Source organism: Gammaproteobacteria bacterium (assembly GCA_032250735.1).
GTDB lineage: Bacteria > Pseudomonadota > Gammaproteobacteria > SZUA-152 > SZUA-152 > SZUA-152.
The window spans coordinates 40,921-66,545 of the sequence record JAVVEP010000006.1; the positions used below are offsets into that span (position 1 = coordinate 40,921).

The 25,625-nt window shown below is 60.1% G+C and carries 25 protein-coding genes and 1 tRNA gene; 10 read left to right on the top strand and 16 right to left on the bottom strand.

The window, feature by feature from the left end:
- Positions 1-8 precede the first annotated feature (8 nt).
- The 6 genes from RRB22_05240 to mreC all read right to left on the bottom strand — a co-directional run bounded on the left by RRB22_05240 (position 9) and on the right by mreC (position 6,540).
- Complete coding sequence (locus RRB22_05240; GenBank protein MDT8383800.1) at positions 9-827, bottom strand: septal ring lytic transglycosylase RlpA family protein; 819 nt, start codon at positions 825-827, stop codon at positions 9-11.
- Between the two features lie 152 nt (positions 828-979).
- Positions 980-2,011, bottom strand: coding sequence for a lytic murein transglycosylase B (mltB, locus tag RRB22_05245; protein ID MDT8383801.1), 1,032 nt, complete (start codon positions 2,009-2,011; stop codon positions 980-982).
- Positions 2,012-2,040: 29 nt separating this feature from the next.
- On the bottom strand, positions 2,041-3,168 hold the full coding sequence (rodA, locus tag RRB22_05250; GenBank protein ID MDT8383802.1) for a rod shape-determining protein RodA: 1,128 nt from the start codon (positions 3,166-3,168) through the stop codon (positions 2,041-2,043).
- Entirely contained in the window at positions 3,165-5,078 is a 1,914-nt protein-coding gene (mrdA, locus tag RRB22_05255; GenBank protein ID MDT8383803.1) for a penicillin-binding protein 2, read from the bottom strand. Before mrdA ends, rodA begins: the two co-directional genes overlap by 4 nt.
- Positions 5,079-5,147: 69 nt before the next feature.
- Positions 5,148-5,642 carry a rod shape-determining protein MreD gene (mreD, locus tag RRB22_05260; protein MDT8383804.1) on the bottom strand — a complete coding sequence of 165 codons (495 nt, stop codon included), beginning with the start codon at positions 5,640-5,642 and terminating at the stop codon, positions 5,148-5,150.
- Between the two features lie 22 nt (positions 5,643-5,664).
- Positions 5,665-6,540, bottom strand: a complete 876-nt coding sequence (gene mreC / locus RRB22_05265; protein MDT8383805.1) for a rod shape-determining protein MreC — start codon at positions 6,538-6,540, stop codon at positions 5,665-5,667.
- Here mreC and RRB22_05270 point away from each other — a divergent pair.
- Complete coding sequence (locus RRB22_05270) at positions 6,473-6,616, top strand: hypothetical protein (GenBank protein ID MDT8383806.1); 144 nt, start codon at positions 6,473-6,475, stop codon at positions 6,614-6,616. The genes mreC and RRB22_05270 overlap by 68 nt on opposite strands.
- An 8-nt stretch (positions 6,617-6,624) precedes the next feature.
- On the opposite strand, the gene RRB22_05275 is transcribed toward RRB22_05270, so the two are convergent.
- Positions 6,625-7,677: a rod shape-determining protein gene (locus RRB22_05275; GenBank protein ID MDT8383807.1), complete on the bottom strand. Its 1,053-nt coding sequence runs from the start codon at positions 7,675-7,677 to the stop codon at positions 6,625-6,627.
- A gap of 233 nt (positions 7,678-7,910) precedes the next feature.
- On the opposite strand from RRB22_05275, the gene gatC reads away from it, so the two are divergent.
- A complete protein-coding gene (gene gatC / locus RRB22_05280; protein MDT8383808.1) occupies positions 7,911-8,210 on the top strand; it encodes an Asp-tRNA(Asn)/Glu-tRNA(Gln) amidotransferase subunit GatC in 300 nt (99 codons plus the stop codon).
- Here the strand turns inward: gatC and RRB22_05285 are convergent.
- Positions 8,200-8,349 carry a hypothetical protein gene (locus RRB22_05285; GenBank protein MDT8383809.1) on the bottom strand — a complete coding sequence of 50 codons (150 nt, stop codon included), beginning with the start codon at positions 8,347-8,349 and terminating at the stop codon, positions 8,200-8,202. The two genes, gatC and RRB22_05285, sit on opposite strands and share 11 nt — an antisense overlap.
- Here RRB22_05285 and gatA point away from each other — a divergent pair, their 5' ends adjacent.
- The 3 genes from gatA to hslO are packed head-to-tail and all read left to right on the top strand — an operon-like array spanning position 8,350 to position 12,241.
- Positions 8,350-9,816 carry an Asp-tRNA(Asn)/Glu-tRNA(Gln) amidotransferase subunit GatA gene (gene gatA, locus RRB22_05290; GenBank protein ID MDT8383810.1) on the top strand — a complete coding sequence of 489 codons (1,467 nt, stop codon included), beginning with the start codon at positions 8,350-8,352 and terminating at the stop codon, positions 9,814-9,816. It abuts the gene before it with no gap.
- A 34-nt stretch (positions 9,817-9,850) separates the two neighbouring features.
- Positions 9,851-11,290, top strand: a complete 1,440-nt coding sequence (gene gatB / locus RRB22_05295) for an Asp-tRNA(Asn)/Glu-tRNA(Gln) amidotransferase subunit GatB (GenBank protein ID MDT8383811.1) — start codon at positions 9,851-9,853, stop codon at positions 11,288-11,290.
- 42 nt (positions 11,291-11,332) lie between these two features.
- Positions 11,333-12,241 (top strand): Hsp33 family molecular chaperone HslO, encoded by a 909-nt coding sequence (gene hslO / locus RRB22_05300; GenBank protein ID MDT8383812.1) that lies wholly within the window; start codon positions 11,333-11,335, stop codon positions 12,239-12,241.
- Positions 12,242-12,268: 27 nt separating this feature from the next.
- Here hslO and RRB22_05305 read toward each other — a convergent pair whose 3' ends face one another.
- The 8 genes from RRB22_05305 to hemA form a co-directional block, all read right to left on the bottom strand.
- Complete coding sequence (locus tag RRB22_05305) at positions 12,269-13,846, bottom strand: diguanylate cyclase (protein ID MDT8383813.1); 1,578 nt, start codon at positions 13,844-13,846, stop codon at positions 12,269-12,271.
- Between the two features lie 115 nt (positions 13,847-13,961).
- Entirely contained in the window at positions 13,962-14,861 is a 900-nt protein-coding gene (locus RRB22_05310) for a substrate-binding domain-containing protein (GenBank protein ID MDT8383814.1), read from the bottom strand.
- A 253-nt stretch (positions 14,862-15,114) separates the two neighbouring features.
- Complete coding sequence (locus RRB22_05315) at positions 15,115-15,543, bottom strand: M67 family metallopeptidase (GenBank protein ID MDT8383815.1); 429 nt, start codon at positions 15,541-15,543, stop codon at positions 15,115-15,117.
- A 6-nt stretch (positions 15,544-15,549) separates the two neighbouring features.
- Positions 15,550-16,335 (bottom strand): molybdopterin-synthase adenylyltransferase MoeB, encoded by a 786-nt coding sequence (locus RRB22_05320; GenBank protein ID MDT8383816.1) that lies wholly within the window; start codon positions 16,333-16,335, stop codon positions 15,550-15,552.
- Between the two features lie 110 nt (positions 16,336-16,445).
- On the bottom strand, positions 16,446-16,856 hold the full coding sequence (locus RRB22_05325) for a hypothetical protein (GenBank protein ID MDT8383817.1): 411 nt from the start codon (positions 16,854-16,856) through the stop codon (positions 16,446-16,448).
- 86 nt (positions 16,857-16,942) lie between these two features.
- A complete protein-coding gene (gene prmC, locus RRB22_05330; GenBank protein MDT8383818.1) occupies positions 16,943-17,812 on the bottom strand; it encodes a peptide chain release factor N(5)-glutamine methyltransferase in 870 nt (289 codons plus the stop codon).
- Between the two features lie 8 nt (positions 17,813-17,820).
- The gene (gene prfA, locus RRB22_05335; protein MDT8383819.1) at positions 17,821-18,906 is read right to left on the bottom strand and encodes a peptide chain release factor 1; all 1,086 of its coding nucleotides are present in this window, start codon (positions 18,904-18,906) and stop codon (positions 17,821-17,823) included.
- Positions 18,907-19,054: 148 nt separating this feature from the next.
- A complete protein-coding gene (gene hemA, locus RRB22_05340; GenBank protein MDT8383820.1) occupies positions 19,055-20,323 on the bottom strand; it encodes a glutamyl-tRNA reductase in 1,269 nt (422 codons plus the stop codon).
- Positions 20,324-20,804: 481 nt separating this feature from the next.
- On the opposite strand from hemA, the gene RRB22_05345 reads away from it, so the two are divergent.
- The 5 genes from RRB22_05345 (at position 20,805) to RRB22_05365 (ending at position 25,545) form a co-directional block, all read left to right on the top strand.
- Positions 20,805-22,529 (top strand): tetratricopeptide repeat protein, encoded by a 1,725-nt coding sequence (locus RRB22_05345; GenBank protein MDT8383821.1) that lies wholly within the window; start codon positions 20,805-20,807, stop codon positions 22,527-22,529.
- Between the two features lie 10 nt (positions 22,530-22,539).
- The gene (gene lolB / locus RRB22_05350; GenBank protein ID MDT8383822.1) at positions 22,540-23,163 is read left to right on the top strand and encodes a lipoprotein insertase outer membrane protein LolB; all 624 of its coding nucleotides are present in this window, start codon (positions 22,540-22,542) and stop codon (positions 23,161-23,163) included.
- A gap of 254 nt (positions 23,164-23,417) precedes the next feature.
- Complete coding sequence (gene ispE / locus RRB22_05355; protein ID MDT8383823.1) at positions 23,418-24,347, top strand: 4-(cytidine 5'-diphospho)-2-C-methyl-D-erythritol kinase; 930 nt, start codon at positions 23,418-23,420, stop codon at positions 24,345-24,347.
- Positions 24,348-24,396: 49 nt separating this feature from the next.
- A tRNA-Gln gene (locus RRB22_05360) sits at positions 24,397-24,471 on the top strand.
- Positions 24,472-24,606: 135 nt separating this feature from the next.
- Positions 24,607-25,545 carry a ribose-phosphate diphosphokinase gene (locus RRB22_05365; GenBank protein ID MDT8383824.1) on the top strand — a complete coding sequence of 313 codons (939 nt, stop codon included), beginning with the start codon at positions 24,607-24,609 and terminating at the stop codon, positions 25,543-25,545.
- Positions 25,546-25,625 lie beyond the last annotated feature (80 nt).

Sequence of the window (25,625 nt, forward strand, 5' to 3'; positions counted from 1 at the left end):
TTTCCGGCCTAATCCACAACGAGGTTCGGGCTGTCCAGTCCCAGCGGTTCGAGCGTGGTGCGCAGGCGTTGTGCATCCGCTTCCGATTGCAGTGGGCCAATGCGCACCTGGTAGACATTGTAGGCGCCGGTGTCCTTGCGATTGATCAGCACATTTTCTGCAGTGCTGGCCATCAGTCGGTTGACCAGCTGGGTGGCGTTGTTGTGATCCGTGAAGGCGCCGACCTGTAGATAGAGCTGGCCCGTAGCCGCGAGTGTAGTGGCGGAGCCGGTGGTACCGGTTGTGACGGGGCTGGTTGCCACGTTCTGTGAGCTGGGTGTGGCGTTGTCGGGTTCAATCGCGCGGATCTCCACGCGGCCGGTTCCCTTTTCGGTGATGCCGAGTTTTTTTGCCGCCACGAAAGAGAGGTCAATGATGCGACCGCTGGCGAAGGGGCCGCGATCATTGACACGCACAATAATTTTCCGGCCGTTGTCCAGATTGCGTACCTCTACGTAAACCGGCAGGGGTAGTGTTTTGTGTGCCGCGGTCATGGCATACATGTCATAGGTCTCGCCGCTGGAGGTGCGATGGCCGTGAAATTTGGTGCCGTACCAGGAGGCGATGCCGGTCTGCTGAAAACCGCGGGCGGTGTCGCGCACGGTGTAGCGTCGACCCTGCACCACGTAGGTTTTGGGGTTGCCGTATTTGCTGCGTGGTTCGTGCCGGGGGATGGCGTCGGCAACACCTTGGTGATCGATCTGTTCTGCCGGCGCGTTGTCCTGTGCAAAGCCGTAACGGCTGTGCGGCAGTGAGCCGCAGGCGCTGAGCGCGATGCTGATCAGCAAGATGACCGTCAGCCGGTGCTGAAGGTGTGTGGCCCGAAGCTGTCGCTGGACGGCGCCAGAATGGCGGGCCGCAGGATCGGTGAAGCCGGTTGTTCGAAAATCGTTTATTCGAAAACCGTTTATTCGAAAACTGTTTATTCGAAAACAAAGGTTCATTTTGCGCTGGCGCTAAGTGCCTCGTTCCGTTTTTTCATGATGGCCTGACCCAGCTGATGCACAGCCATGGCATACAGTGGGCTGTGATTATAACGGGTGATCACATAAAAGTTGTTGAGCCCGATCCAGTATTCACGGCCCACTGCCAGTTCGAGTTCGATGAGGGCGCCAAGTTCCCCAAGGTCCACTTTGGTCTTGGCGGTCACGCCGCGTTTGCGCAGTTCGGCGAGGGTGCTGTGGGGTTTGTAGCCTTCCTGCACCAGCAGCTGGATGTGGTTGCTGCCGACGATGGCCGGTGTCGCCACGGGGCCGCCGGGCTGCCATTTGTGACGTTTGAAATAATTGGCGACGCTGCCGATGGCGTCGGCATTGTTGTTCCAGAGGTCGCGTTTGCCATCGCCGTCGAAGTCCACCGCATAGTGGCGATAGCTGCTGGAGATGAATTGTGACTTGCCCATTGCCCCGGCGTAGGAGCCGGTGATCTGCATGGGATCGAGCGCCTCTTCCCGGGCCAGCAACAGATAATGTTCCAGCTCGCTGCGGAAAAATTCGCCGCGTTTGGGATAGGCAAAGGCCAGGGTGGAGAGCGAGTCCATCACCCGATAGCCGCCCTTGTGCCGGCCGTAACGGGTTTCGACGCCGATGATGGCGACGATGATTTCGGGTGGTACGCCGTATTCCTGTTCCGCGGCCTGCAGTGTGGCCTCGTTCTCGTTCCAGAAGGTGACGCCTTCATTGATGCGGGTGTCGGTGACGAAGATGGGGCGATATTGATGCCAGGGTTTGCCCTCGGCCGGGCGGCTGATGGCGTCGATGATCTTTTGTTTCAGGGTGACGTCCCTGAACAGGGCGGTCAGCTTTTCTGCATCGAAGCTGTGTTTGTCGACCATCTCCTTGATGAAGGTTTTGACATCTTCACGCTCGGAAACAATCTGCTCGTCGAGCGCGGTGCTGGCGCCGGCGGGCATTGCCAGCAACAGGCCGCTGAAAATACAGGAATAGGAAATTGTGCGCAGGTTCAGTTTCATGGTGTTTTATTCGATCTGGGTGGAGGCATTTAGCGCGGCAATAGTTTGCGGTGCGTGTGGATGGACATAAGGATACCGAAACCGGCCATCAGGGTCACCATTGATGTACCGCCGTAACTGACCAGCGGCAGGGGCACGCCAACCACGGGTAACAGGCCGGTTACCATGCCGATGTTGACGAAAATATAGATGAAGAAGGTCATCACCAGACTGCCGGCCAGCAGACGGGTGAATGTATCCTGCGCCTGACTGGCGATCAGCAGACCGCGCATGATGACCAGCAGATACACCGCCAGTAACGCCAGAATGCCGAACAGGCCAAACTCCTCGGCGTAGGCGGAAAAAATAAAATCGGTGGAGCGCTCGGGCAGGAAATTGAGCTGGGACTGGGTGCCGTTGAGCCAGCCCTTGCCATACAGTCCGCCGGAACCGATGGCGATCTTTGACTGGATGATGTGATAGCCCGCGCCGAGCGGATTCTGTTCGGGATTGAGGAAGGTCAACACGCGCTGGCGCTGATAGTCGTGCATAAAGTGCCATACCACCGGGGCGCAGGCCGCCAGCCCCGCCCCTGATACAAACAGCAACCGCCAGGAGATGCCGGAAAACAGCAGCACAAAGATGCCGGCGCAGGCCACCAGCAGTGCGGTGCCCAGGTCCGGTTGCCTGGCGATCAGCAGGGTGGGGATGACGATGATCAGGCCGGCAAAGGCCAGCCGCTGCAGGCTGGGCGGCAGGGGATGGTCGCTGAGATACCAGGCCACCATCATGGGCACGGCGAGTTTCATCATCTCCGAGGGCTGGAAGCGGAACAGGCCGAGGTCCAGCCAGCGCTGCGCCCCCTTGCTGGCGTCACCAAACAACAGCACCGCCAGCAACAGGATAACGCCCAGAGTGAATATCCAGGGGGTCCAGCGTTTGAGGGGGGCGGGATTTAATTGCGCCAGCACCAGCATGATAAAAAAGCCCACCCCCAGGCGCACGGACTGTCGCCAGATGACATCGATCTTCTGGCCGCTGGCACTGAACAGCATGATCAGGCTGATGGTCGCCAGCGCGAGCAGACACAATAACAGCGGCACATCGAGGTGCAGGCGTTCCGCCAGGGTGCGGCGGTTGGCCTGCAGGACCTCGGCGCGGGCCTCGAACAGGTTCATGTCGTCGGCTCCGTTGTGGTGGTGTCCGCTGTGTTTGCCGGGGTGATGGGCAGGGCCTCAGCGGGGAGTATCCGGTTCAGATAATCGTCCATGACCTGTCGGGCGATGGGTGCGGCCACGGCGCCACCGCTGCCGCCGTTCTCGACGATCACCGCCACCACGATGCGGGGCCGATCCGCCGGGGCGAAACCGACAAACAGGGCGTGGTCGCGCAGTTTCTTGGCGATGTCCTCTTCGACGTATTTCTCATCCTGCTTGATGCCGAACACCTGGGCCGTGCCGGTTTTTCCGGCGATCTTGAAATTTGCGCCCTGGCTGATGCGTCGTGCTGTTCCGTGCGAGCTGTGTACCACCTTGGTCATGGCACGGATGATGTAGTTCCAGTTGTCCGGGTTGCCCACCGGCACCGCGACATTGGGGATGGAGGGTAGCCATACCTTTTCGCCGCTGCCGGGGTCTTCGGTGGCGGCCACCAGTCGTGGGCGGAGCTGGCTGCCGTAGTGTGACAGGGCGGCGGTGGCGGTGGCCAGCTGCAGGGGCGTCGTCAGGAAGAAGCCCTGGCCGATGCCGGTGATGAGCGTCTCGCCGGGATACCAGGGTTGCCGTTTTTCGCGGCGTTTCCAGGCGCGGGTGGGCACCAGGCCGGTGAGCTCGCCGCTGATGTCGATGCCGGTGATGTCGCTAAAACCGAAGGGCTCCAGAAACTGCGAGAGGCGATCGATGCCCAGGGTCAGGGCCAGGTCGTAAAAATACACGTCACAGGATTCGATCAGGGCATGGGAGAGGTCCATCGGCCCGTGGCCGGTGATTTTCCAGTCGCGGTATTTGCGTTCGTCACCATCCAGCAAGTACCACCCCTGACAGTAGGTGGTGGTGTTGGGGTCGATCAGGCCGTATTCCAGCCCCGCCAGGCCGATGAAGGGTTTGACCGTGGAGCCCGGCGGATAGCGGCCGCGGATGGCGCGGTTGAACATGGGCTGGTCGGGCGAATCCTGCAGGGCGCGATAGGTTTTGCTGTCGATGCCGGCGACGAACAGGTTCGGGTCGAAGGTGGGCATGCTGGCCAGTGCCAGCACGCTGCCATCGGTGGGATCGATGGCCACCACGGCGCCGTTGTCCTCTCCCAGGGCGGTCTCGGCAATGCGCTGCAGCTCGGCATCCAGGCTAAGGTAGAGATTGAGACCGGGTACCGGTGCGTCGCGATCCAGCACCCGCAGGGTGCGGCCCTGGGCGTTGGTCTCGACGCGTTCCACGCCGACCTCGCCATGCAGCAGGTCTTCATAAAAGCGCTCGACCCCGGTTTTGCCAATGTAGTCGCTGCCCTCGTAATTGTCGTTGTCGATGCTCTGTAATTCCTGCTCGCTGATCCGCCCCACGTAACCCAGGGCATGGACGCCGCGGCCATTGAAGGGGTAGTGGCGATAGAGGTGGGCGACGGTATCGACCCCGGGAAAGCGGTGCCGATTGACGGCAAAGCGGGCGACCTCGGCATCCGACAGCCGTTCACGCAGGGCGATGGGTTTGTAACGCTTGCTGCGTTGCAGGCTTTGTTTGAAGGTGCTGATATTGTCGTCGCTGATATCGATCAGCTCACGTAGCCCGGCGATGGTGGCATCCAGATCCTCGACCTGTTCGGCGATGACCTCCAGTTGAAAGCTCGGCAGATTCTCGGCCAGCAAGATGCCGTTGCGGTCATAGATGAGGCCGCGGGTCGGGGGCACGGCGCGGATATGCATGCGGTTTTTGTCGGACAGTACGGCATAGGTGGCGTGTTTCAGTACCTGTAGATCAAACAGCCGCACCAGCAGCAGGGCCAGCAGGGCGATACAGCACAGCAGGGCGATGACCGCGCGGCTGGTGAACATCCGGGTCTCGCGAAAGTGGTCTTTGATGGTGTTGCTGGAGGCCATATGGGGTATTTGAGGTGCTCAGTAAAGATGCCGCGGGTGTCGGTTTGTGACTCTCAGGCTCTCCGTGGTTTAACGCACACGGTAGGTGCGGCGCAGGCCACGTAACACAGTGAATACCAGCGGCCATGCCAGCAGGCTGGTCAGCGCCGGTAGCCAGTAGGCCCAGGTCTCCGAGGATTGGCCGACGCTACCCCGGATCCACAATACCAGCATCAGATGCAGCGTGATGAGCAGCAGGACACTCACCGACTGCTGCCACAGGGGAAACAGGCGAATCCGCTGGTGCAGGCGTATGGCCAGGTAGGCGACGATGGCCAGGGCGAGCGCATTCTGGCCCAGTAGCGCGCCGTTGGCGACGTCCAGGATTAATCCGGTGAACCAGCCGATGCCGACCCCCACTCGCTCCGGCAGGGCGATGCACCAATACACCAGCACCAGGGCGAGCCAGTCCGGGCGCAGGGATACTGCCCAGTCGGGCAGGGCGATCATCTGCAGCAGCAGGGCGAAGACAAGGCTGATCACAATGGTGGCGCCGCCGTGGTGGCGGGCTATGTTCGAGGCCATGATACCTCGCGGGCGCTGACGGTCATGGCGGGTTTGCCCCTGCTGCGGTATCGCCAGCGGGGTCTGCCTGATCCGGGGTCTGGTCGTGCCACACCAGCAGCACCTCTCGGGACTGTTCCAGCTGCGCCGTCGGCACGGCCGATATCACCGCGTAAGGCAGGGTGGGATCTTTGTGCACGCTGGTCACCATTGCCACCGGGTAGCCGGGAGGGAAGCGTCCGCCCAGTCCCGAGGTGGTGAGCAGGTCGCCCTCCACGATGTCGGCGCTGATCGGCAGATAGGGGAGGTCGAGCCGGTCCGGTGCGCCGGTGCCCAGGGCGATGGCGCGCAGGCCGTTGCGATTCACCTGTACCGGGATGGCGTGGTTGGCGTCGGTGATCAGCATGGCGGTGCTGGAAAAGGGCCCGAGGTGCACAATCTGTCCCATCGCGCCCTCGGCATCCATTAGCGGCTGGCCGAGGTAGACCTCATGTCGGCTGCCCTTGTTGATCACCACCTGGCGGGTAAAGGGCTCCAGATCCACGGAGAGGAGTTCACCAATCAGCACGCGTTCGTTGAACTTTTTGGAAGACTGCAGGAGTTCACGCAGACGCAGGTTTTCTGCCGTCAGTGATTGCAGTTTCAGGAGCTTGGCCTTGTACAGGGTTTGTTGCATTTCGAGGCGCGCATTCTGGGTCTGCAGGGTCTCCCTGCTGGCGAGGCTTTCGCCGACCCAGTTTGACGCCGCGACAGGCAGGTTAACGATGAATTGCAGGGGATACACCAGTAGCGAGAGTGTGCCGCGGATACCCTCCAGGTGATGCTGGCGATGATCCACAGACATCATCAGTATGGAAAGGATGGCCAGCACCACCAGTCGCGTGGTGATGGATGGCCCCTGTATGAATAGCGGTTTTATTGCCTTGCTCCTCCGCGTCGCCCTGGAAGCCCGTGGCGTGGAAATGCTGTGGCCGATGCCCGGCCGCGCTGCGTGATCGGGGGTTTACTCGGAGGTGAACAGGTCGGTGCCAATTTCGTCAATCATCTCCAACGCCCGACCGCCGCCGCGTGCCACGCAGGTGAGCGGGTCTTCGGCAACAATCACCGGCAGGCCGGTCTCTTCCATCAGCAGTCGATCGAGATCCCTGAGCAGCGCGCCACCGCCAGTGAGCACCAGGCCGCGTTCGGCGACATCGGCGCCCAGTTCCGGCGGGGTCTGCTCGAGCGCCGTTTTTACCGCGCTGACAATGCCGGACAGTGGCTCCTGCAGGGCCTCGAGGATTTCATTGCTGTTAAGGGTGAAGCTGCGGGGAATGCCCTCGGCGAGATTGCGGCCACGCACTTCCACCTCGCGTAGCTCGTCGCCGGGATAGGCATTGCCGATGGTCTCTTTGATGTACTCGGCGGTGGATTCACCGATCAGGGTGCCGTAGTTGCGTCGCACGTAATTGATGATGGCCTCGTCGAAGCGGTCGCCACCGATACGCACCGATGCCGAATAGACGATACCGGCGAGCGAGATCACCGCCACCTCGGTGGTGCCGCCGCCGATGTCCAGTACCATGGAGCCGCTGGCCTCATTGACCGGCAGTCCGGCGCCGATGGCCGCCGCCATGGGCTCCTCGATCAGGTAGACCTCGCGCGCCCCGGCGCCGGCGGCCGATTCGCGAATCGCGCGACGCTCCACCTGGGTCGAGCCGCAGGGGACGCAGACCAGTACGCGTGGGCTGGGGTGGAAAAATTTGAACTTGTCCTGATGCACCTTGTGAATAAAATGCTGGAGCATCTTTTCGGTAACAGTGAAATCGGCGATCACGCCGTCCTTCAGGGGGCGAATGGCCTGGATGTTGCCCGGCGTGCGTCCCAGCATGCGTTTGGCCTCCAGGCCCACCGCCGCGATCTTTTTCGGATTGCCGGTGCCGCGCTCCATGCGGATCGCCACCACCGAGGGTTCGTTGAGGACGATACCCTGTCCCTTGACATAGATCAGGGTGTTGGCGGTGCCGAGATCGATGGACAGGTCATTGGAAAACAGGCCGCGTAGTCGTGCAAACATAATGTTTTATAATCGCTCTTATTGTCGCAGTTAGGGATTGTAGGGGATGGCTATCGGGCCATCATCCTAGAGATTGCCGTTAATGTAACAATGCTGGGGGGTTTCAGCAAGATAACATGCGGGTTTAACGCCCCCAGCGGACTATGGGCCGTGGCGCATTTATGCTAAATTCTGCACTCTTTTTTGGTCTGGCCCCGTTTGCCCTTTATTACATACCTTTCAGAGAATCGCGCATGTCGTCAAAACCGTCGCTACAGAGAGCAGACATCGAAAAAATCGCCCACCTTGCCCGGCTCGGTATCGCTGAGGCCGATGTCCCGGAGTACGCCCGCGAGCTGAGCAATATTCTGGGTCTGGTGGAACAGATGTCGGCCGTGGACACGGCGGGCGTCAGCCCCATGGCCCATCCGCTGGATGCCCAACAGCGTCTGCGCGAGGATGTGGTGACCGAGCAGAATCAGCGTGAACTGTTGCAGGCCAATGCGCCGCAGGTTGAGGCGGGTCTGTTTTTGGTGCCGCAGGTTATTGAATAAAGGCAGGGAACAGGGCGAAGATAAAAGATAAAAGATAAAAGAAAACAACCTGGTCTTCTTTGCTTTTTTTCTTTCCTCTTTTCTCTATTCCTTTTTTCGCCTTTTTTTCTTTTCTCTTTCCTTCTGGATCTGAATTCATATGCACAACAAATCCATTGCCGAGCTATCCCGAGGCCTGTCCGAGGGCGCATTTTCTTCCGCGGAACTGACCCGCGCCTATCTCGATCGCATCGAAACACTGGGCAGCAGCCTCAATGCCCTGGTGACCCTGACCGCCGATGAGGCGATGCAGGCCGCACATGCCGCAGACCAATGCCGCGCGCAGGGTGTGGGCGGTGCGCTGACGGGGATTCCCATGGTGCACAAGGATATTTTCTGCACCCAGGGCGTGAAGACCTCCTGCGGTTCAAAGATGCTGGACAATTTTATTTCGCCCTACGATGCGACCGTGGTCGAAAAATTAAAACAGGCGGGCATGCCGATGTTGGGCAAGGCCAACATGGATGAGTTCGCCATGGGCTCGTCCAACGAAACCAGCTACTACGGCCCGGTGAGAAATCCCTGGGATACGCAGACGGTGCCGGGGGGTTCATCGGGTGGCTCGGCGGCGGTGGTGGCGGCACGACTGGCGCCCTTTGCCACCGGCACCGATACCGGTGGTTCGATTCGTCAGCCGGCGGCGCTGTGCGGCATCACCGGGTTGAAGCCGACCTACGGGCGGGTATCGCGTTACGGCATGATCGCTTTCGCCTCCAGTCTGGATCAGGCCGGCCCGATGACGCGCAGTGCCGAGGATGCAGCGTGGATATTGAATGTCATGGCCGGTTTCGATGCGCGTGATTCCACCTGCGTCGAACAGCCGGTGCCGGATTATACCGCGCAGCTGAATGGCGACATTAAGGGTCTGAAAATTGGTCTGCCAAAAGAGTATTTTGATGAGGGGCTGAATGCCGAGGTGGCTGCGGTGATTGATGCAGCGATCCAACAGTATCAAGCCATGGGTGCGGAGCTGGTCGAGATCAGCCTGCCTAACTCGAATCTGTCAGTGCCGACCTATTACGTGGTTGCGCCGGCGGAGTGTTCGTCCAACCTGTCGCGATTTGATGGGGTGCGCTTCGGTCATCGTTGTGACAATCCGCGGGATCTCGAGGATCTGTACAAACGTTCGCGTGGCGAGGGTTTTGGGCCGGAGGTGAAGCGCCGCATCATGATCGGCACCTATGCCCTGTCGGCGGGTTATTACGATGCCTACTATCTGAAGGCGCAGAAATTGCGTCAGTTGATCAGTAATGATTTCAAGCAGGCCTTCGAGAAGGTGGATGTCATCATGGGACCGACATCTCCGGATGTTGCCTTCAGGCTGGGCGCCAAGGCCAGTGATCCGGTGAGCATGTACCTGTCCGACATCTACACCATCGCAACCAATCTTGCCGGCCTGCCGGGCATGTCGATCCCCGCCGGGTTTGTGAATACCGATGGTCGTGACATGCCGGTGGGCCTGCAGCTGATCGGCAATTACTTTGATGAGGCGCGGCTGTTGAATGTGGCGCATCAGTATCAACAAACGACGGACTGGCATACACGTGCGCCGGCCGGCTTTGAATAGGTTGGACATCATGCAATCAAAAATGCAATCAGCAGTGCAATGGGAAGTCGTGATCGGTCTGGAGATTCACGCCCAGCTCGCCACCAACAGCAAGATCTTTTCCGGCGCCTCCACCGCCTATGGTGCGGAACCGAATACCCAGGCCTGTGCGGTGGATCTGGGCCTGCCCGGGGTGTTGCCGGTGCTGAACAAGGAGGCGGTGCGCATGGCGGCCAAGTTTGGCCTGGCGATCGGCGCCAATGTCTCCCGTCGTTCGGTGTTTGCGCGTAAAAATTATTTCTACCCCGATCTGCCCAAGGGCTATCAGATCAGCCAGATGGAATTGCCGATCGTCGAGAAGGGTTCGCTGGAGATTGAGCTGGACGATGGCTCGACCAAGCTGATCGGCGTGACCCGCGCCCACCTGGAAGAAGATGCCGGCAAGTCCATGCATGGCGATTTTCACGGCATGACCGGGATTGATCTCAATCGCGCGGGCACCCCACTGCTGGAGATTGTTTCCGAGCCGGACATGCGTTCCGCCAGGGAGGCGGTGGCCTACATGAAAAAGATCCACTCCCTGGTGCAGTATCTGGAAATTTGCGACGGCAATATGCAGGAGGGTTCGTTCCGCTGTGATGCCAATGTGTCGGTGCGCCCCAAAGGGCAGAAGGAATACGGTACCCGTGCCGAGCTGAAAAATATCAACTCGTTCCGGTTTGTGGAAAAGGCCATTGAGATCGAGGTCGAACGACAGATCGATGTGATCGAATCCGGCGGCAGGGTGGTGCAGGAGACCCGTCTGTATGATTCGGACAGGAATGAAACCCGTTCCATGCGCAGCAAGGAAGAGGCCAACGATTATCGTTATTTTCCCGATCCGGATCTATTGCCGGTGGTGATTGAGGAGGCCTTCCTTGCGGCGGTGAAGGCCACCCTGCCCGAGCTGCCGGACGAAAAGAGACGCCGTTACATGCAAACCCTGTCATTGAGCGCCTATGACGCCGGGGTGCTGACGGCGAGTCGCGAGCTGGCGGAATATTTTGAGGCCGTGTTCGCGATCGCCGGCGGCGAAAGCAAGCTGTCCGCCAATTGGGTGAGCGGTGAACTCATGGGCGCGATCAACAAAAGCGACTTGCCGCTGCGCGACAGTCCGGTGAGTGCCGCGATGCTGGGTGGCATGATCAGGCGCATCGCCGACAACACCATCTCCGGCAAGATGGCCAAGGAGGTGTTTGAGGCGATGTGGAATGGCGAGGGTGATGCCGACAGCGTGATCGCGGCCAGGGGCCTGAAACAGATCACCGACAACAGCGCTATCGAACCGATTATCGATGAGATCATCGCCAATAATCCCGGCCAGCTGGAACAGTACCGGGCCGGCAAGGATAAGCTGTTTGGTTTCTTCGTGGGCCAGGTGATGAAGGCCACCCAGGGAAAGGCCAATCCACAACAGGTCAATGGCCTGCTTGAGCAAAAACTGAAGGACCACTAAAAAGCCTGTCTGGCTAACCAGCAACTGGCCGGAATATTTTTGATGTCGCCTAGATCCGATTCCCTGAGTAATTTCCTGTTTGAAAACCTCGATGTCCGTGGCGAGGTCGTGCATCTCGATGCCAGCTGGAAACAGGTGCTGGATCGTCATGAATATCCCCCGGTGCTGCGCGGCCTGCTGGGTGAGATGATGGCCGCGGCTGTGTTGCTGATAGGCACCCTGAAATTTAACGGCAAGTTGACCCTGCAATTGAAGGGTGACGGACCGGTGACGCTGGGGCTGGTGGAGTGCACCAGTGAGCGTCTGTTGCGGGGCCTGATCCACTGGCGGGGTGATGTGGATCACTGCGTCGGCTTGAACGCATTGCTGGGCAAGGGCGTGGTGGCGATCACCCTGCAACAGGATGCGCAGGATGGCAGAAACCGGAGTGAACGTTACCAGGGTATTGTCGAGGTGATCGGTGACAGTCTTGCGCAGTCACTTGAGCATTATCTGCAACACTCGGAACAGCTGGAGACGCGGCTGTGGTTGACGGCCGATGGGCAGGCCGCTGCCGGTATGTTGCTGCAGCGGCTGCCGGCGCAGCAAGAGGAATATGACAGCCTTGATGAGGATGCCTGGCCGCGTCTGGTGTATCTGGCGGATACGGTGAAGGATGCAGAATTGTTGGCGCTGCCGGTCAATGAAATTATTCACCGCCTGTTTAATGAAGAAGATGTGCGACTGTTTTCTGCGCTGCCCGTCGCGTTTCGCTGCAGCTGCTCGCGTGAGCGTGTGCAGAACACCCTACGCATGCTGGGGGAGGCTGAGGTGCAGTCGGTGTTGCTGGAAGAGGGGGCGGTGAAGGTGGATTGTGAATTTTGCCGTCAGCATTATGCGTTCGACGCGGTGGATGTTGCGGCCCTGTTTGCGGACGGCATCGTGGCGGCGACCCCGAAAAGTTCGCAGTGATCATTTCAGGTCCGGGTTATGCTCGGGTCAGAGTGCCGTATCCCGTAATAGCGGTGCGCCCTGTTGCTCGGCGGTATAGACGACAACCTGATTGCGGCCATTATTTTTTGCGGCATACAGCGCCTTGTCGGCGTGATACAGCAGGTTGGTCAATGCCGCATCAGCATTCAGGCTATTATCGGTTAGGCTAACGCCGATGCTGGTAGTCATCTTGATGATTGTCTGTTTGTAGGTGACGGGCTGCACCTCTAGTGTGGCGCGGATTTTTTCGGCAAGCACCTCCCCTCCCTGTGGCGCATCGGCGAGACTGAGTATCAGGAATTCCTCACCGCCCATGCGGAACACATAATCGTTGGCGCGCGAAAACTCTTTCAGCAAACTGCTGATATGTGCAAGGCACTGATCGCCGGCAAGGTGGCCATAACGGTCATTGATCGTTTTGAAGTGATCGATATCCAGCATCAGGCCGGTGAGATAGTGATTTTCCCGCTGCGTCTGGGCGAGCAGTTTGGGGAACACCTGTTTCAGATAACGTCGATTGAACAGGCCGGTGAGTGAATCGGTGATCGCCGATTCTTCCAGCCGTTTGTGCGCGCGATCAATCTCTTCCTGTTTTTCCCGCAGGCTTTGCAACATCTCCGAAAACTGATTTGCCAGGGCGTCTATCTCGTTGGTCTCCACCGACTTGCCCATCACCGGCAGGGTGCCCTGGGTGACTGCATGGGTGATCTGCATTAGCTGCCTGAGGGGTCGATTAAAGTTGCGCGCAATCGCCAGACCCATGAACAGGATTGCGGCACTGCCCAGAATGGCCAGCAGCAAGATCAGTCGGCTGTGCTTGTCGAGCTGGTCGAGGACCTCCTGCTCGGAAATGCCATGCCATAGGTGAGGGGTATTCATGCCCTCGCTGGAAAGGGGAATGGCGCGCACCTGATAGATCTCACCATTGACCACAATACTGTTGTTGCTGGGAAGAAAGGTCTTGCCTTCGCTTTCCGGCAGGCTGCTGAGCTGGATGGTATTGTTTTTTTCAATAAACAGGTGGCCGCCCGTATAGCTCTGGTGTTGCGATAACCAGCCGCTGTTGAGGATGTGGGTAATGGCGATCGTGCCGAGTAGCGTGTCCTGGTAGGTGATGTTGGCCCAGGCGACCAGTTCCAGGCCGTTTTTGCCCTGAAAATAAAAGATTTCATTGGAGGAGTGCTGGATGTGTTCCTGCACGGCGGTGGCAAGGTCGGAAGAGTCTGCATTGAGCTGGGCCCGTCCCGTGAGATCGACAAATACAAATCGCTCCACGGGTAGCCAGCCGAAATTGCGGTCGAACAGTTGCGCCAGGGCGTCCACTTCCACACCGACCTTGGTCACCATGAACATGTATTCCTGGATGCGTGGGTCGTCACGTATGACTTCGGCGTAATGCAGTAGCTCGTTTTCTTCCATCTCGATATTGCCGCTCAGGAGGCGGGCAGTGCTCAGTGTGTTGCGTTCAGCCTGCTCAAGAATGACGTTGCGCGACGAAATATAGGTATAGGCGAGCGTTGCCACCAGAAAGGCGACCAGTAGAAAGGTGTAAAAAATCAGGCGTGCGCGATAAGTGGTGAACATGCGATATACGTTATCTTGTTGGCTCGTCTCGGGTAAGGACTGTCTCAGCGTCGCTTCGCAACGGCTTGTGCTCACGGGGCAATAGTACGCGGTTGTCAGGCACGGTTGTAGGGGGTTACAGCGGATTTAGTGGTAGTAGTTCGTATTTTTTTGCCACGCGGCGAAAGGCTTCACCAGTCTGGGTTTCCTTGATGAGCTTGACGACATCCGCCGAGGGTTGCCGGTTGGTAATGGCGGAAAGTTGACGAGAAAACAGATATTTGCCGTTAGCCAGATTCTCGGCCGTGGGTTTGACGCCATTGACGGTGACAATCTTGACCTTGTCTTCTGGCGAAAACTCCCAGGTGGCGCCCGTGTGCCCGATGGCGCCGCTAAAGTCGCTGACCCTCTGTACCATCGCGGCCGCACTTTTGACGGTCAGTTTTTCCTGACGAAATTCCTTGTGGCTCGGTAGAATGGTTTTCCAGTGGCCGGGGCGTTCCTTACAGTGCAATCGGGCGACCACCACAATGGGTTTGTCCGGGCCGCCGACCTGTGACCAGTTGAGCAGATCGCCACGGAAAATGGCGCGCACCTGCTCTACGCTGAGATCGTCGATGGGGTTGTCTTCATGGGTGAGGATCAGAATGGGTTCCATCGCCAGCGGATAGACGATGAGCTGTTCCTTTTCGATTTCCTCATCGCTGAGGGGGCAGCACACAAAACCGAAGGTCTCGCGATTCCTGGCGCCCTGCTTGGCGGCCTTGATGCCGGCATTACAGCCCACGCCCAACATGGAGTTCTCGCCGAAGAGGATGGTTTTGCGGCCGGTCTTGGCTTCGAGATCGGCCTTGATGGCATTGAACAGGATCCACGCGAAATGGGCGCCCGCCCCCATTAACACGTCATCACCGGCCTCGCTGTCGGCCGGTGGTGTTTCGGTGGCCGCTACGGCCGTAGCGCCGGCGGCCAGGGCGAGTGACAACAGTAGTGCGGCAACAATGACGCCATAGCGGTGACCCTTGTCGTTTCTCATTATTTCATACCCCTTTCTATATATACCGTCATGACGTCAATATGACGTTGCCGAGATTTTCATTGTCGCCCTAACATGAGACCAGAAACAACCGCCATGGTTGCATCTGGCCTGTGCCCCGGCGTTTTTCCGGTCTAATTTGTTTATCGGACAAACAGAAAAGCTCTTCAGAATTTATTGTGACCAAAGTCCGGTTAGGCACTGTGGACTTTGTAGGGAGAGTACGGCGATTCCAGGCGACCGTGAAACGGCGTCACGCGGACTCGCCGATGTGGACATTCGTACCCTGGAATCGGTGGTCGATAAAGCGATAGGCGCGCAGCTGCAGGGTGCCGGTGGTGTGCAGTGAGATGATGAGGTACAGGGCATCCGGGTACTGCATCTGCTCGCTATCCGCGAGCGACGGGCTGGCCGGGGTGGTGGGGTGTGAATGATAGATTGCGAACAGGGTCTGGCCCTGTTCCCGCATCTGGCGCAGGGCCGCGATCTGTTGTTGGGGGTCGAGTTGAAATTGATGCTGGGGTGCGGTGGCCACGTTGTCGACCGGATAACACTGGCAGGGTTGGCCGGCGTGGCCGGCGATGAGTCCGCAGATCTCCCGATCCGCTGCGCCGAGCGCCTGTTCCAGTAGTTGATTGGCGATGCGGCGGGGGAGTTCGATGGTCTCGCGGGTCGGAGGCATGGTGGGCTATTTCCCGGCACAGACGGGGCATGACGGATCGCGGCGCAGGCGGATTTCGCGAAACTCCATGTTGGCCGCATCCAGGGTCAGCAGTCGTCCGGCGAGCGGGGTGCCGATGCCCGCCAGCAGTTTGATCGCCTCGGTCGCCTGGATGCTGCCGATGATGCCGACCACGGGCGACAACACGCCATTTTCGCTACAGGTGGCGGCGGCCTCGGGGATGTCATCGTAGAGGCAGCGGTAGCAGGCGGCCTGTTCATCCTGTGAGTCGGGGCCGTGGCCTGGACTGTGGCCAGGTCGACGGTTGAGAAAAACACAGACCTGACCCTCCATTCGGATGGCGGCCCCGGAGACCAGCGGGGTGCGGGTGTCGACGCAGGCCTGGTTGATGGCAAAACGGGTGGCAAAATTGTCGCTGGCATCGATCACCAGATCCGCCTGCTGCACCGCGTCATGGAGCTCGGCGCCGCTGAGTCGCTGCTGGCGAGTGATCACCTCGATGTCGGGATTCATGGCGCGCAGCGTGTCGGCGGCGGATTCCACCTTGGCGCGGCCGATGTCGGCCTGGGTGTGGAGGATCTGGCGTTGCAGGTTGGTGAGGTCGACGGCGTCATCATCGACCAGGGTCAGGCGGCCGACACCGGCGGCCGCCAGATACATGGCCACCGGCGAACCCAGTCCGCCGAGGCCGATGATCAGCACCTTTGACGCGAGCAGGCGCTGCTGTCCGGCAATGTCGAATTGCGGCAGCATGATCTGTCGGCTGTAGCGGAGGAGTTGCTCGTCGTTCATGTGTTGGCTAGTGCGGGTCTTGGCTGCTGGCGTGCGGGCGGCAGGCCGGGTGGGTTGAGGGCGGGTGCGTGTCGACAGCTCGGGGTCGGGAGCTTGCCGCCGGCAAGGGTTTACAGATAATGCCGCATATACTCCGGTCGTTGGTCACGACAGCCGTGTTGGCGCTGATGGTAACAGCTGACGAAGATGTCGAGTGTGGAGCTGGCCTGATCGTGCTGGTAGCCCCAGTTCACCAGCTGGGTCTCTTCCGTGTAGTAGAACAGTGCGCGTTTCATCTTGCTGAGCAGGCTGTTGTCGAGGTGATAGCCGACCTCCGAGAGCGCGGTCTCGATCACCTGCAGGCTGATCTGGCGAAGGTCGTACCGCACCTGGATGCACTGTGGCGTCAGTGCGCGAATATCCGCGATGCCGGACACTCCCATCAGCAGGCGCAGGGTCTCGCGCGCATCGTTGGCGGCGGGGTCCTCGTTGCGGAAGTGGATTTCGTGCTGCTTGATGAAATCGATGTGTGCCGGATCCATGCACTGATCCTAGCCCGAAAACGGCGCAAATTCTATGCGAAAGTGGGGTGCGCGTGCATGCGGGGCGGAGCGCGGGTGGTGGGGGATTAACCGGGCCAGCAGCCCAGGGTCACGCGTGGCTGGTGCGCCAGGTCCTCGATGGTCTGTACCTGCCGGTAGCCGAGCCCGGTGAGGCAGGCACGGGTCGCCGGACCCTGATCAAAGCCGTGTTCCAGCAACAGCCAGCCCGCGGCATGCAGGTGCTGGCGGGCGGTGTCGCCGATGGTGCGAATATCCGTCATGCCATCCGGGCCGGAGTGGAGCGCCGACAGCGGCTCAAAGCGCAGGTCGCCCTGTTGCAAATGGGGGTCGTCGGGATGCACGTAGGGCGGGTTGGAGATGATCATCTCGAAGCGTGTGTCCGCCAGTGGCGCAAGCCAGGCCCCCTCGACAAAACGGATATTGGGCACCGCGTAGCGCACGGCGTTGTCGCCGGCAACGGCCAGCGCCGCGGCGGAGAGGTCCGTCGCCACCAGCCGGCAGCCCGGCCGTTCGCGGGCGATGGCCAGGGCAATGGCCCCGCTGCCGGTGCCGAGATCGGCAATCTGCCAGCGGGCCTGCGGCGGAATCCTCTCCAGCGCCTGTTCCACCAGGGTCTCGGTCTCCGGGCGGGGAATCAGGGTGGCGGGCGTCACGCGGAGTGTCATGTCCCAAAATTCACGCTCGCCCGTGAGGTAGGCGATGGGTTCACCGGCACAGCGGCGAGCGAGCAGGGTCAGAAATGCGGCGGACTGTTCCGGCTGCGGTGCGTGTTCCGGCCAGGTGTATAAAAAGCTGCGGCTCTGGCGGAGCGCGTAGGCCAGCAGTATTTCGGCCTCCCGTCGGGCCTCGTCCGCCGTAGTGTGCGCGCCTAACTGCTGCTGCGCCGCCTGCAGGATGTCGCGGATACCGCCGGTACTGTGGCTGGCTTTGCCCATGACGGATGTTAGTCGTCGCTCAATTCTGCCAGCTGCTGAATCTGATGTTCGTTCACCAGCGGCTCGATGATCTGATCCAGATCACCGTGGGTGATCTCTTCCAGTTTGTAGAGGGTGAGATTGATGCGGTGATCGGTGACCCGCCCCTGCGGATAGTTGTAGGTGCGAATGCGTTCGGAGCGATCGCCGGAGCCGACCAGTGACTTGCGGGTCTGGGCCTGTTCGGCCGCCTGCTTCTCACGTTTGGCCGCGGTGATGCGCGCCTGTAACAGCGACATGGCCCGCGCCCGGTTTTTGTGCTGTGAGCGCTCATCCTGGCATTCCACCACGGTGCCGGTGGGCAGGTGGGTAATGCGGATCGCCGAATCGGTCTTGTTGACGTGCTGGCCGCCGGCGCCCGAGGCGCGAAAGGTGTCGACCTTCAGGTCGGCCGAGTTGATCTCGATTTGTTCCACCTCGGCCACCTCCGGCATCACCGCTACGGTGCAGGCCGAGGTGTGAATGCGGCCCTGCGACTCGGTTTCCGGCACGCGTTGCACCCGATGGGCGCCGGACTCGAATTTGAGCCGGGAATAAGCCCCCTGGCCGACGATGCGGACAATGATCTCCTTGTAGCCGCCGTGCTCGCCCTGATGCTCGCTGACGATCTCGGTCTGCCAGTGTCGGCGCTCGGCGTAGCGGGAATACATGCGGAACAGGTCGCCGGAAAACAGGGCGGCCTCATCACCGCCGGTACCGGCGCGAATCTCCAGGAAGATATTGCTGTCGTCATGCGGGTCGGTGGGCAGCAGTAATTTCTGTAACTCGATCTCCAGCTGATCCCGCCGGGTCTTTGCCGTCTTGAATTCCTCTTCGCCCATTTCACGCATGGCGGCGTCGCTGTCCTTGAGCAGGGCCTCGGCCTCAACAATATCGTCTAACGTGGATTGGTAGCTCTTGAAGCATTTCACCACCGGGCTGAGTTGTGAGTATTCCCTGGAAAGATCGCGAAACTGGTTTTGATCCGACATCACGCCCGGGTCAGACAGCATGGCGCCGACCTCTTCGAGGCGTTCGGAGAGGGTTTCAAGCTTGGCGTGGACGGATGGTTTCATGGGGGCGATTTATCAGGGTTTAGTATCAGGGTTCAGTATCAGGGTGCCAGGGGAGTATCGTTACAAACGGTAGCGGTAAAAAGGCCTGCTACGAAGGGTCAGTTGGCGCCGGTGCATTTGCGGCCGGGCAACCGGAGGGCACGCCGAGCTAATGCTCGTGATCTTTGAGGTCGAACAATTCGCGGGCGACATCGAAGACCTCTTTGCGATCCTCGTAACCGGCCTTTTTGAGTTGCACGCTGGGCTCGTGGATGAGCTTGTTGGTGAGGCGGCTGGCCATTTCGGCGAGCACCTGTTCGGCGTCTTTACCAGAGTGCAACAGGCGCACGGCGCGTTCCACTTCTTCATTACGCTGGGTCTCGGCATTTTCGCGCAGGGCGCGAATAGTGGAAACGGCGTTCAGCGATTGCAGCCAGTGCATGAAGTGTGACACTTCCGTGTCGATAATCTCTTCGGCCTGCAGGGCGGCCTCCTGGCGGGAACGCAGGCCTTCCTGAATGATGTCCTGCAGGTCGTCGACGGTATAGAGATAGACGTCATTGAGCTCGCTGACCTCGGGCTCGATGTCGCGGGGCACGGCGATGTCGACCATCAGCATGGGTTTGTGCTTGCGTTTTTTCAGGGCGCTTTCGACGCTGCCCTTGCCGAGGATCGGCAGCGGGCTGGCGGTAGATGAGATGATGATGTCCGCCTCGGCCAGATGATCGGTGATCTCCGGCAGGGAGATGGCATAGGCGCCGACCTCCTGGGCCAGGGCATGGGCATTTTCCAGCGTACGGTTGGCGATGATCATGCGCCCGATGCCGCTTTGGTGAAGATGGCGCGCGGCCAGTTCGATGGTTTCGCCGGCGCCGATCAGCAACGCGGTGCGCTGGTCGAATTCATCAAAGATCTGTTTGGAGAGACTGACCGCCGCGAAGGCGACGGAGACGGCGCTGGCGCCAATGGCGGTGTCGGTGCGCACCTGTTTGGCGACCGAGAAGGTGTGCTGAAAGAGGCGGTCGAGCTGGCCGCCCATGGTGCCGGCTTGGGTGGCGGTCATATAGGCGTCTTTTATCTGGCCGAGAATCTGCGGCTCGCCCAGCACCAGCGAGTCCAGTCCGCTGGCGACCCTCAGCATGTGGCGCACGGCCTCCTGGTTCGGGTGCAGGAAGAGGTAGGGCTCAATGTCCTGCTTTTCGAGCTTGTGATATTCTCGAAACCATTTAACAATGATCTCGTTTTTGTGAGACCCCACTCCGGAATGACAATACAATTCGGTGCGATTGCAGGTCGATACAATGGCGGCCTCCTGGATTTTAACGCTGGACACCAGGTCTTTCAGGGCATCGACCAGCTTGCCCGGCGCGAACGCCACGCGTTCCCGGATATCTACAGGGGCAGTCTTGTGATTAATGCCAAAGGCTAAAAGAGACATACGTAGCAGTGAAACCTCAATCGAGCGGCAAATTCTGAGCGAACTGGGGCGCGAATACAAGAGGACCGGTACATCGAGCCGATCCCCGGCCCTTCCGGCTGGAATCCGACGAGAGTATGTCCGGCCGTTTTTGGTCCGGCCCCGCGTCCAGGCGAGTGATCTTTCGCGGCACAATCTGTTGTTGCAGCCATTCGATGCGGCATTCGCGGTACAGAGTTCACTGCACCGGTGGGCGGCAGCGCGTCCGGTTCATCATGGCGTGAACGAGATGGACGGCTGATGGTCTGAGTGGGTGGCCGGTGACAGGCTGCCAAGAATGCAGGGGCGTGAGGGCGTTGATTGTCATAGCGCAAAGGCATTGATTGTCATAGTAAGGTGCGCGGTTGTGCATACCTTGATACTGGAGTGATCTATTTTGGGAGTATTTTTTTTGCAGGCATCTGTGTTGAAAGGCCCGGTCCTTAACCGGCGACGGGTAGTCATGAGGCCCTCCCTATTGCTACTGGCGCTGGCCCTCGCGTTGCTGGCAACGGGCTGTGCCACCACCGGTCCATCCGATGGCTCTTCCCCGGTCAACTCCGCCGCGTCGATGCCGGATGCAGACGACCTGCAATCGGCCGATTTCCCGCCGCAGGTCCTGTACCAGCTACTGGTCGCCGAGCTGGCGGGGCAGCGTGGCGAGATCGGCGTGGCCGTCGCCAATTATCTGGCCGCCGCCAGGGCCTCGCAGGACGTCAAGGTGGCGGAACGGGCCGCCCGTGTCGCCATTTTCGCGCAGGCGCTGGAGCAGGGGCTGGAGGCCGCGGAATTGTGGGTGAGGATGGCCCCTGCGGATGCCAGTGCCCGCGAGGTGTTGGCGCCGCTGTTGCTGGCCTTTGGCCGGGCCCCCGAGGCGGTCACGCATTACCAGCAGTATATTGCCCTTTCCGCCGATCAGCCTGATCGGGGTTTCCTGCAGATTGCCGGACAGTTGGCGCGGGACAAAAACCCGCTGGCTGCCCTGTCGGTAATGGATGAGCTGGTGGCCGGCCAGACCGATAATCCCTACGCCTGGCTGGGGCACAGTCAGCTGGCCCTGCATCAGGCCCGGCTGGATCTGGCGGCGGACTCCGTGGACAAGGCCCTGAACCTGAAAAGGGACTGGGCGCCGGCCGTGGTGGTGAAGGCGCGCATCCTGGCCTTACAGGGTGACAAGGATGGCGCGATCGACTACCTCGAGGCCCGTCGCGACGCTGGGCTGGGTGACGACATCACGGTGGGCCTGAGTTATGCGCGGCTGTTGACCGAGGTCAAGCAGCTGGAGAAGGCGCGTGACGAGTTTGAACGCCTGGCCGAGCGTGCGCCACGCAATGCCGAGGTGCATTACGCGGCCGGTGTGCTTGCCCTGCAGTTGAACGACCTGGACAAGGCGCAGCTTCGTCTGACCCGTGTGTTGCGTCTGGGACAGCGTATGCTGGAGGCGAATTATTATCTGGGCCGCGTCCACGAACAGAAAAACGAGCCGGAGACGGCGCTCAAGCATTATTTTGCCGTGCGGCACGGGGAATACTATCTCAGCGCCCAGTCGCGCGCGGCCAGTCTGCTGGCGGAACAGGGTGAGCTGGATCAGGCGCGGGAACACCTGCAGTCCCTGCGGGTTGCCAATGAGCAGGAGCAGGTCAGGCTGTATCTGGTCGAGGGTGAGCTGTTACGCAAGGCCGAACAGTATCAGCAGGCGCTGGAGTTTTTCACCGAAAAGCTGGAGGCGATACCCGACGACACCTCCCTGCGTTATGCGCGCGCGCTGGTGGCAGAAAAGGCCGACCAACTGGAGCTGGCCGAGCAGGACCTGCGGGCCATCATCGAACGCGAACCGAGCAATGCGCAGGCGCTTAACGCCCTGGGTTACACCCTGGCGGACCGCACCGAGAGACTGGAGGAGGCCCTGGGTTTCATCGAGCGCGCCCTGCAGGTTGAGCCTGAGGATGCGGCCATTATCGATAGCATGGGCTGGGTGCACTTCCGACTGGGCAATCACGCCAAGGCGGTGGAGTATTTACGCAAGGCCTTGTCCCTGATTGAAGACCCGGAGATCGCCGCCCACCTGGGTGAGGTGTTGTGGCAGATGGGCAACAAGGCTGATGCACTGAATGTGCTGGAGTCCGCGCTGGAGGCGAATCCCGATCACAAGGCCCTGCTGGATGCGATGAAGCGCCTGGGGTTGTGAAGTGAGCAAAATGCTATGCCGGCGGATAGGGCCGGGATTGCTGGCGGGAATCTTGGTGTTAACGGGCTGCGCCACCCCTCCCCGGGTGCCCCCCGCCGAGCTGGATCGGCTGTGGCAGCAGCACCGCCAGACCCTGCAGCACAAGGACGACTGGGCGCTGACGGCGCGCATTGCCGGCTCCACCGAAGAGGATGGCTGGAGTGGCAAGCTGTCCTGGCAACAGAGCGGCGAAAACTACCAGATCCATTTCCAGGCCCCCTTCGGGCAGGGCGCTGCGCAGTTGCTGGGTGGCCCTGAACGGGTGGAGATGCGCACCTCGGACGAGCAGGTGATCATCGCCGAGGATGCCGAGTCGCTGCTGTATCAGCAGTTGGGTTGGCGCTTGCCCCTAAAGGGGCTGCGCTACTGGGTGCTGGGCCTGCCGATGCCGGACACGCAGTCGACCGATGATGAGCCACTGCTGGTACTGGACCAGGCCGGCCATCTCTCCCGTCTGCAGCAATCCCACTGGCAGGTGAAGTACGAGGCCTATCGTCGGGTCGGCGAGGTCGATCTGCCGCAAAAGATCTATCTGCAAAATCACGCCCTGAATCTGCGTCTGGTGATCGATCACTGGCGGCTCAACGGACAGTGAGAGCCTGTGAAAAAATCGCCGGCCTACTGCGGGCGCCGCTTTGATGCAGGCCATCCCTGGCCTGCACCCTGCGGGCTACTGTCGCAGTCCCGTTTCGTTCCTGACGAAACGGTGCGGCTGCAACCGCGTTGCGCTACGTGAAAACGGCGGTCATATGGTCCACCAAACTCCCTTGTTTTCGCGTAGCGCGCCTTGTTTCGCTCGCAAATCGATGCCCTCGCTACGGCCGTCGAATTTTTCACAGGCTCTGAGCGATGTCGGATAGCGTTGCGTCACGCCCGTTTTCCGCGGCAAAAATCTGGCCGGCACCGGCCAAGCTCAACCTGTTTTTGCATATTACCGGGCGGCGTGCCGATGGCTACCACGAGCTGCAGACGGTGTTCCAGTTTCTGGATTATGGTGACGAGCTGCGCTTCCGGCACCGTGACGATGCACAGGTGCGCCGCGTCAATGACGTGGCTGGCGTGCCCGAGGCGGACGATCTGGTGGTGCGGGCCGCGCGTTTATTGCAGTCCGCAACCGACTGTCGGCAGGGCGCCGATATCCTGCTTGAAAAAAGGCTGCCCATGGGCGGCGGCCTGGGCGGCGGCAGTTCCGACGCCGCCACCACCCTGGTGGCGCTCAACCAGCTCTGGCAGCTGGGCCTGGATGAAGATCGGCTGGCGACCCTGGGGTTGAGGCTGGGGGCGGATGTGCCGGTCTTCATTCGGGGGCGGGCCGCCTGGGCGGAAGGTGTGGGCGAAAGGCTGGAGCCGCTGACTTTGCCGGAGCCCTGGTTTGTGGTGTTGGTTCCCCCGGTGCACGTCTCTACCGAGGCCCTGTTTGCCGACCCGCAATTGACACGTGATGCCCAACCCCTCAAAATAGCGGATTACCTTTCGGGGCTTGGTGCCGGTGGCTTTGGCCTTAATGATGGCCTTAATGATGGCTGTAAAAATGACAGCCCTGGCAGTACCCGCAATGTATTCGAGCCACTGGTGCGGCAAAGGTATCCCGAAGTGGATGCGGCGCTGACCTGGTTGACCCGGTTTGCGCCGGCGCGATTAACGGGCACGGGGGCCTGCGTGTTTGCGGCCTTTGCCGATGAGTCGCAGGCGCGCGCGGTTGAAAGGCAGGCTGAGGGACGTTGGCAGACCATCGTCGCCGTGGGTTGTAACCGCTCGCCATTGTTGGCGGTGTGTTAGCCGCGAACCTGTCGCCAGGTGACGGTAGAGAGTGTAATCACGATTTTTTTGGGGCGTCGCCAAGCGGTAAGGCACTGGGTTTTGATCTCAGCATGCGCAGGTTCGAATCCTGCCGCCCCAGCCATGAATTACAGTGCTAAGTGCTAAGTGCTAAGTGCTAAGTGCTAAGTGCCAAAAAATAGTTCATAGACAAAAGACCAGGTGTTGAGCACTGTTGGCTCAGCACTATTAACAGAGGTGTAGCGTGTCCGACGGTCGTATGATGGTGTTCACCGGTAACGCCAATATCCAACTGGCTCAGTCCGTGGCGAGTTATCTCAATCTTTCCCTGGGCAAGGCCCTTGTCGGGAAATTTAGTGATGGTGAAATCCAGGTCGACATTACCGAGAATGTGCGGGGGCGGGATGTCTTTATTATCCAGCCGACCTGCGCCCCCACCAACGACAATCTGATGGAGTTGCTGGTAATGATCGATGCACTGCGTCGATCATCGGCCTATCGCATTACTGCGGTGATCCCCTATTTGGGTTATTCGCGACAGGATCGTCGCCCGCGTTCTGCGCGGGTGCCGCTGACCGCGAAGCTGGTGGCCGACATGATTGTCACGGCCGGTGCCGATCGGGTGCTGACCGTGGATCTGCACGCCGATCAGATACAGGGCTTTTTCGACAAGCCGGTGGATAATATTTACGCCTCACCGATCCTGCTGGGCGACATCTGGCGCCGGGAATATCCGAACCTGATGGTAGTGTCCCCGGATGTGGGCGGTGTGGTGCGCGCACGGGCGATGGCCAAGCGCCTGGATGATGCCGATCTGGCGATCATCGATAAACGCCGCCCCAAGCCCAATGTAGCCAAGGTGATGAATATTATCGGCGACGTTAAAGGCCGCTCCTGCGTGCTGGTGGATGACCTGGTGGATACCGCCGGCACCCTGTGCCAGGCGGCGCGGGCATTGAAGGAACATGGCGCGGCCAAGGTCGTGGCCTATTGCACGCATCCGGTGTTGTCAGGACCAGCCGTGGCCAATATTAACGCCTCGGTGCTGGATGAATTGGTGGTGACCGACAGTATCCCGCTGGTAGGGGAGGCCGCGAGCTGCACCCGTATCCGTCAGCTGTCCATTGCTGAACTGCTGGCGGAAACCATGCGCCGTATCAACAATGAGGAATCGGTCAGTTCCTTGTTCATGGATTAAAGGGTTATGGATTAAAGGTCTGGAGTTCATCAGGCTGGATATCAGGAGACGCAAAGAATTGGATGTAAGGAATTGTTGTC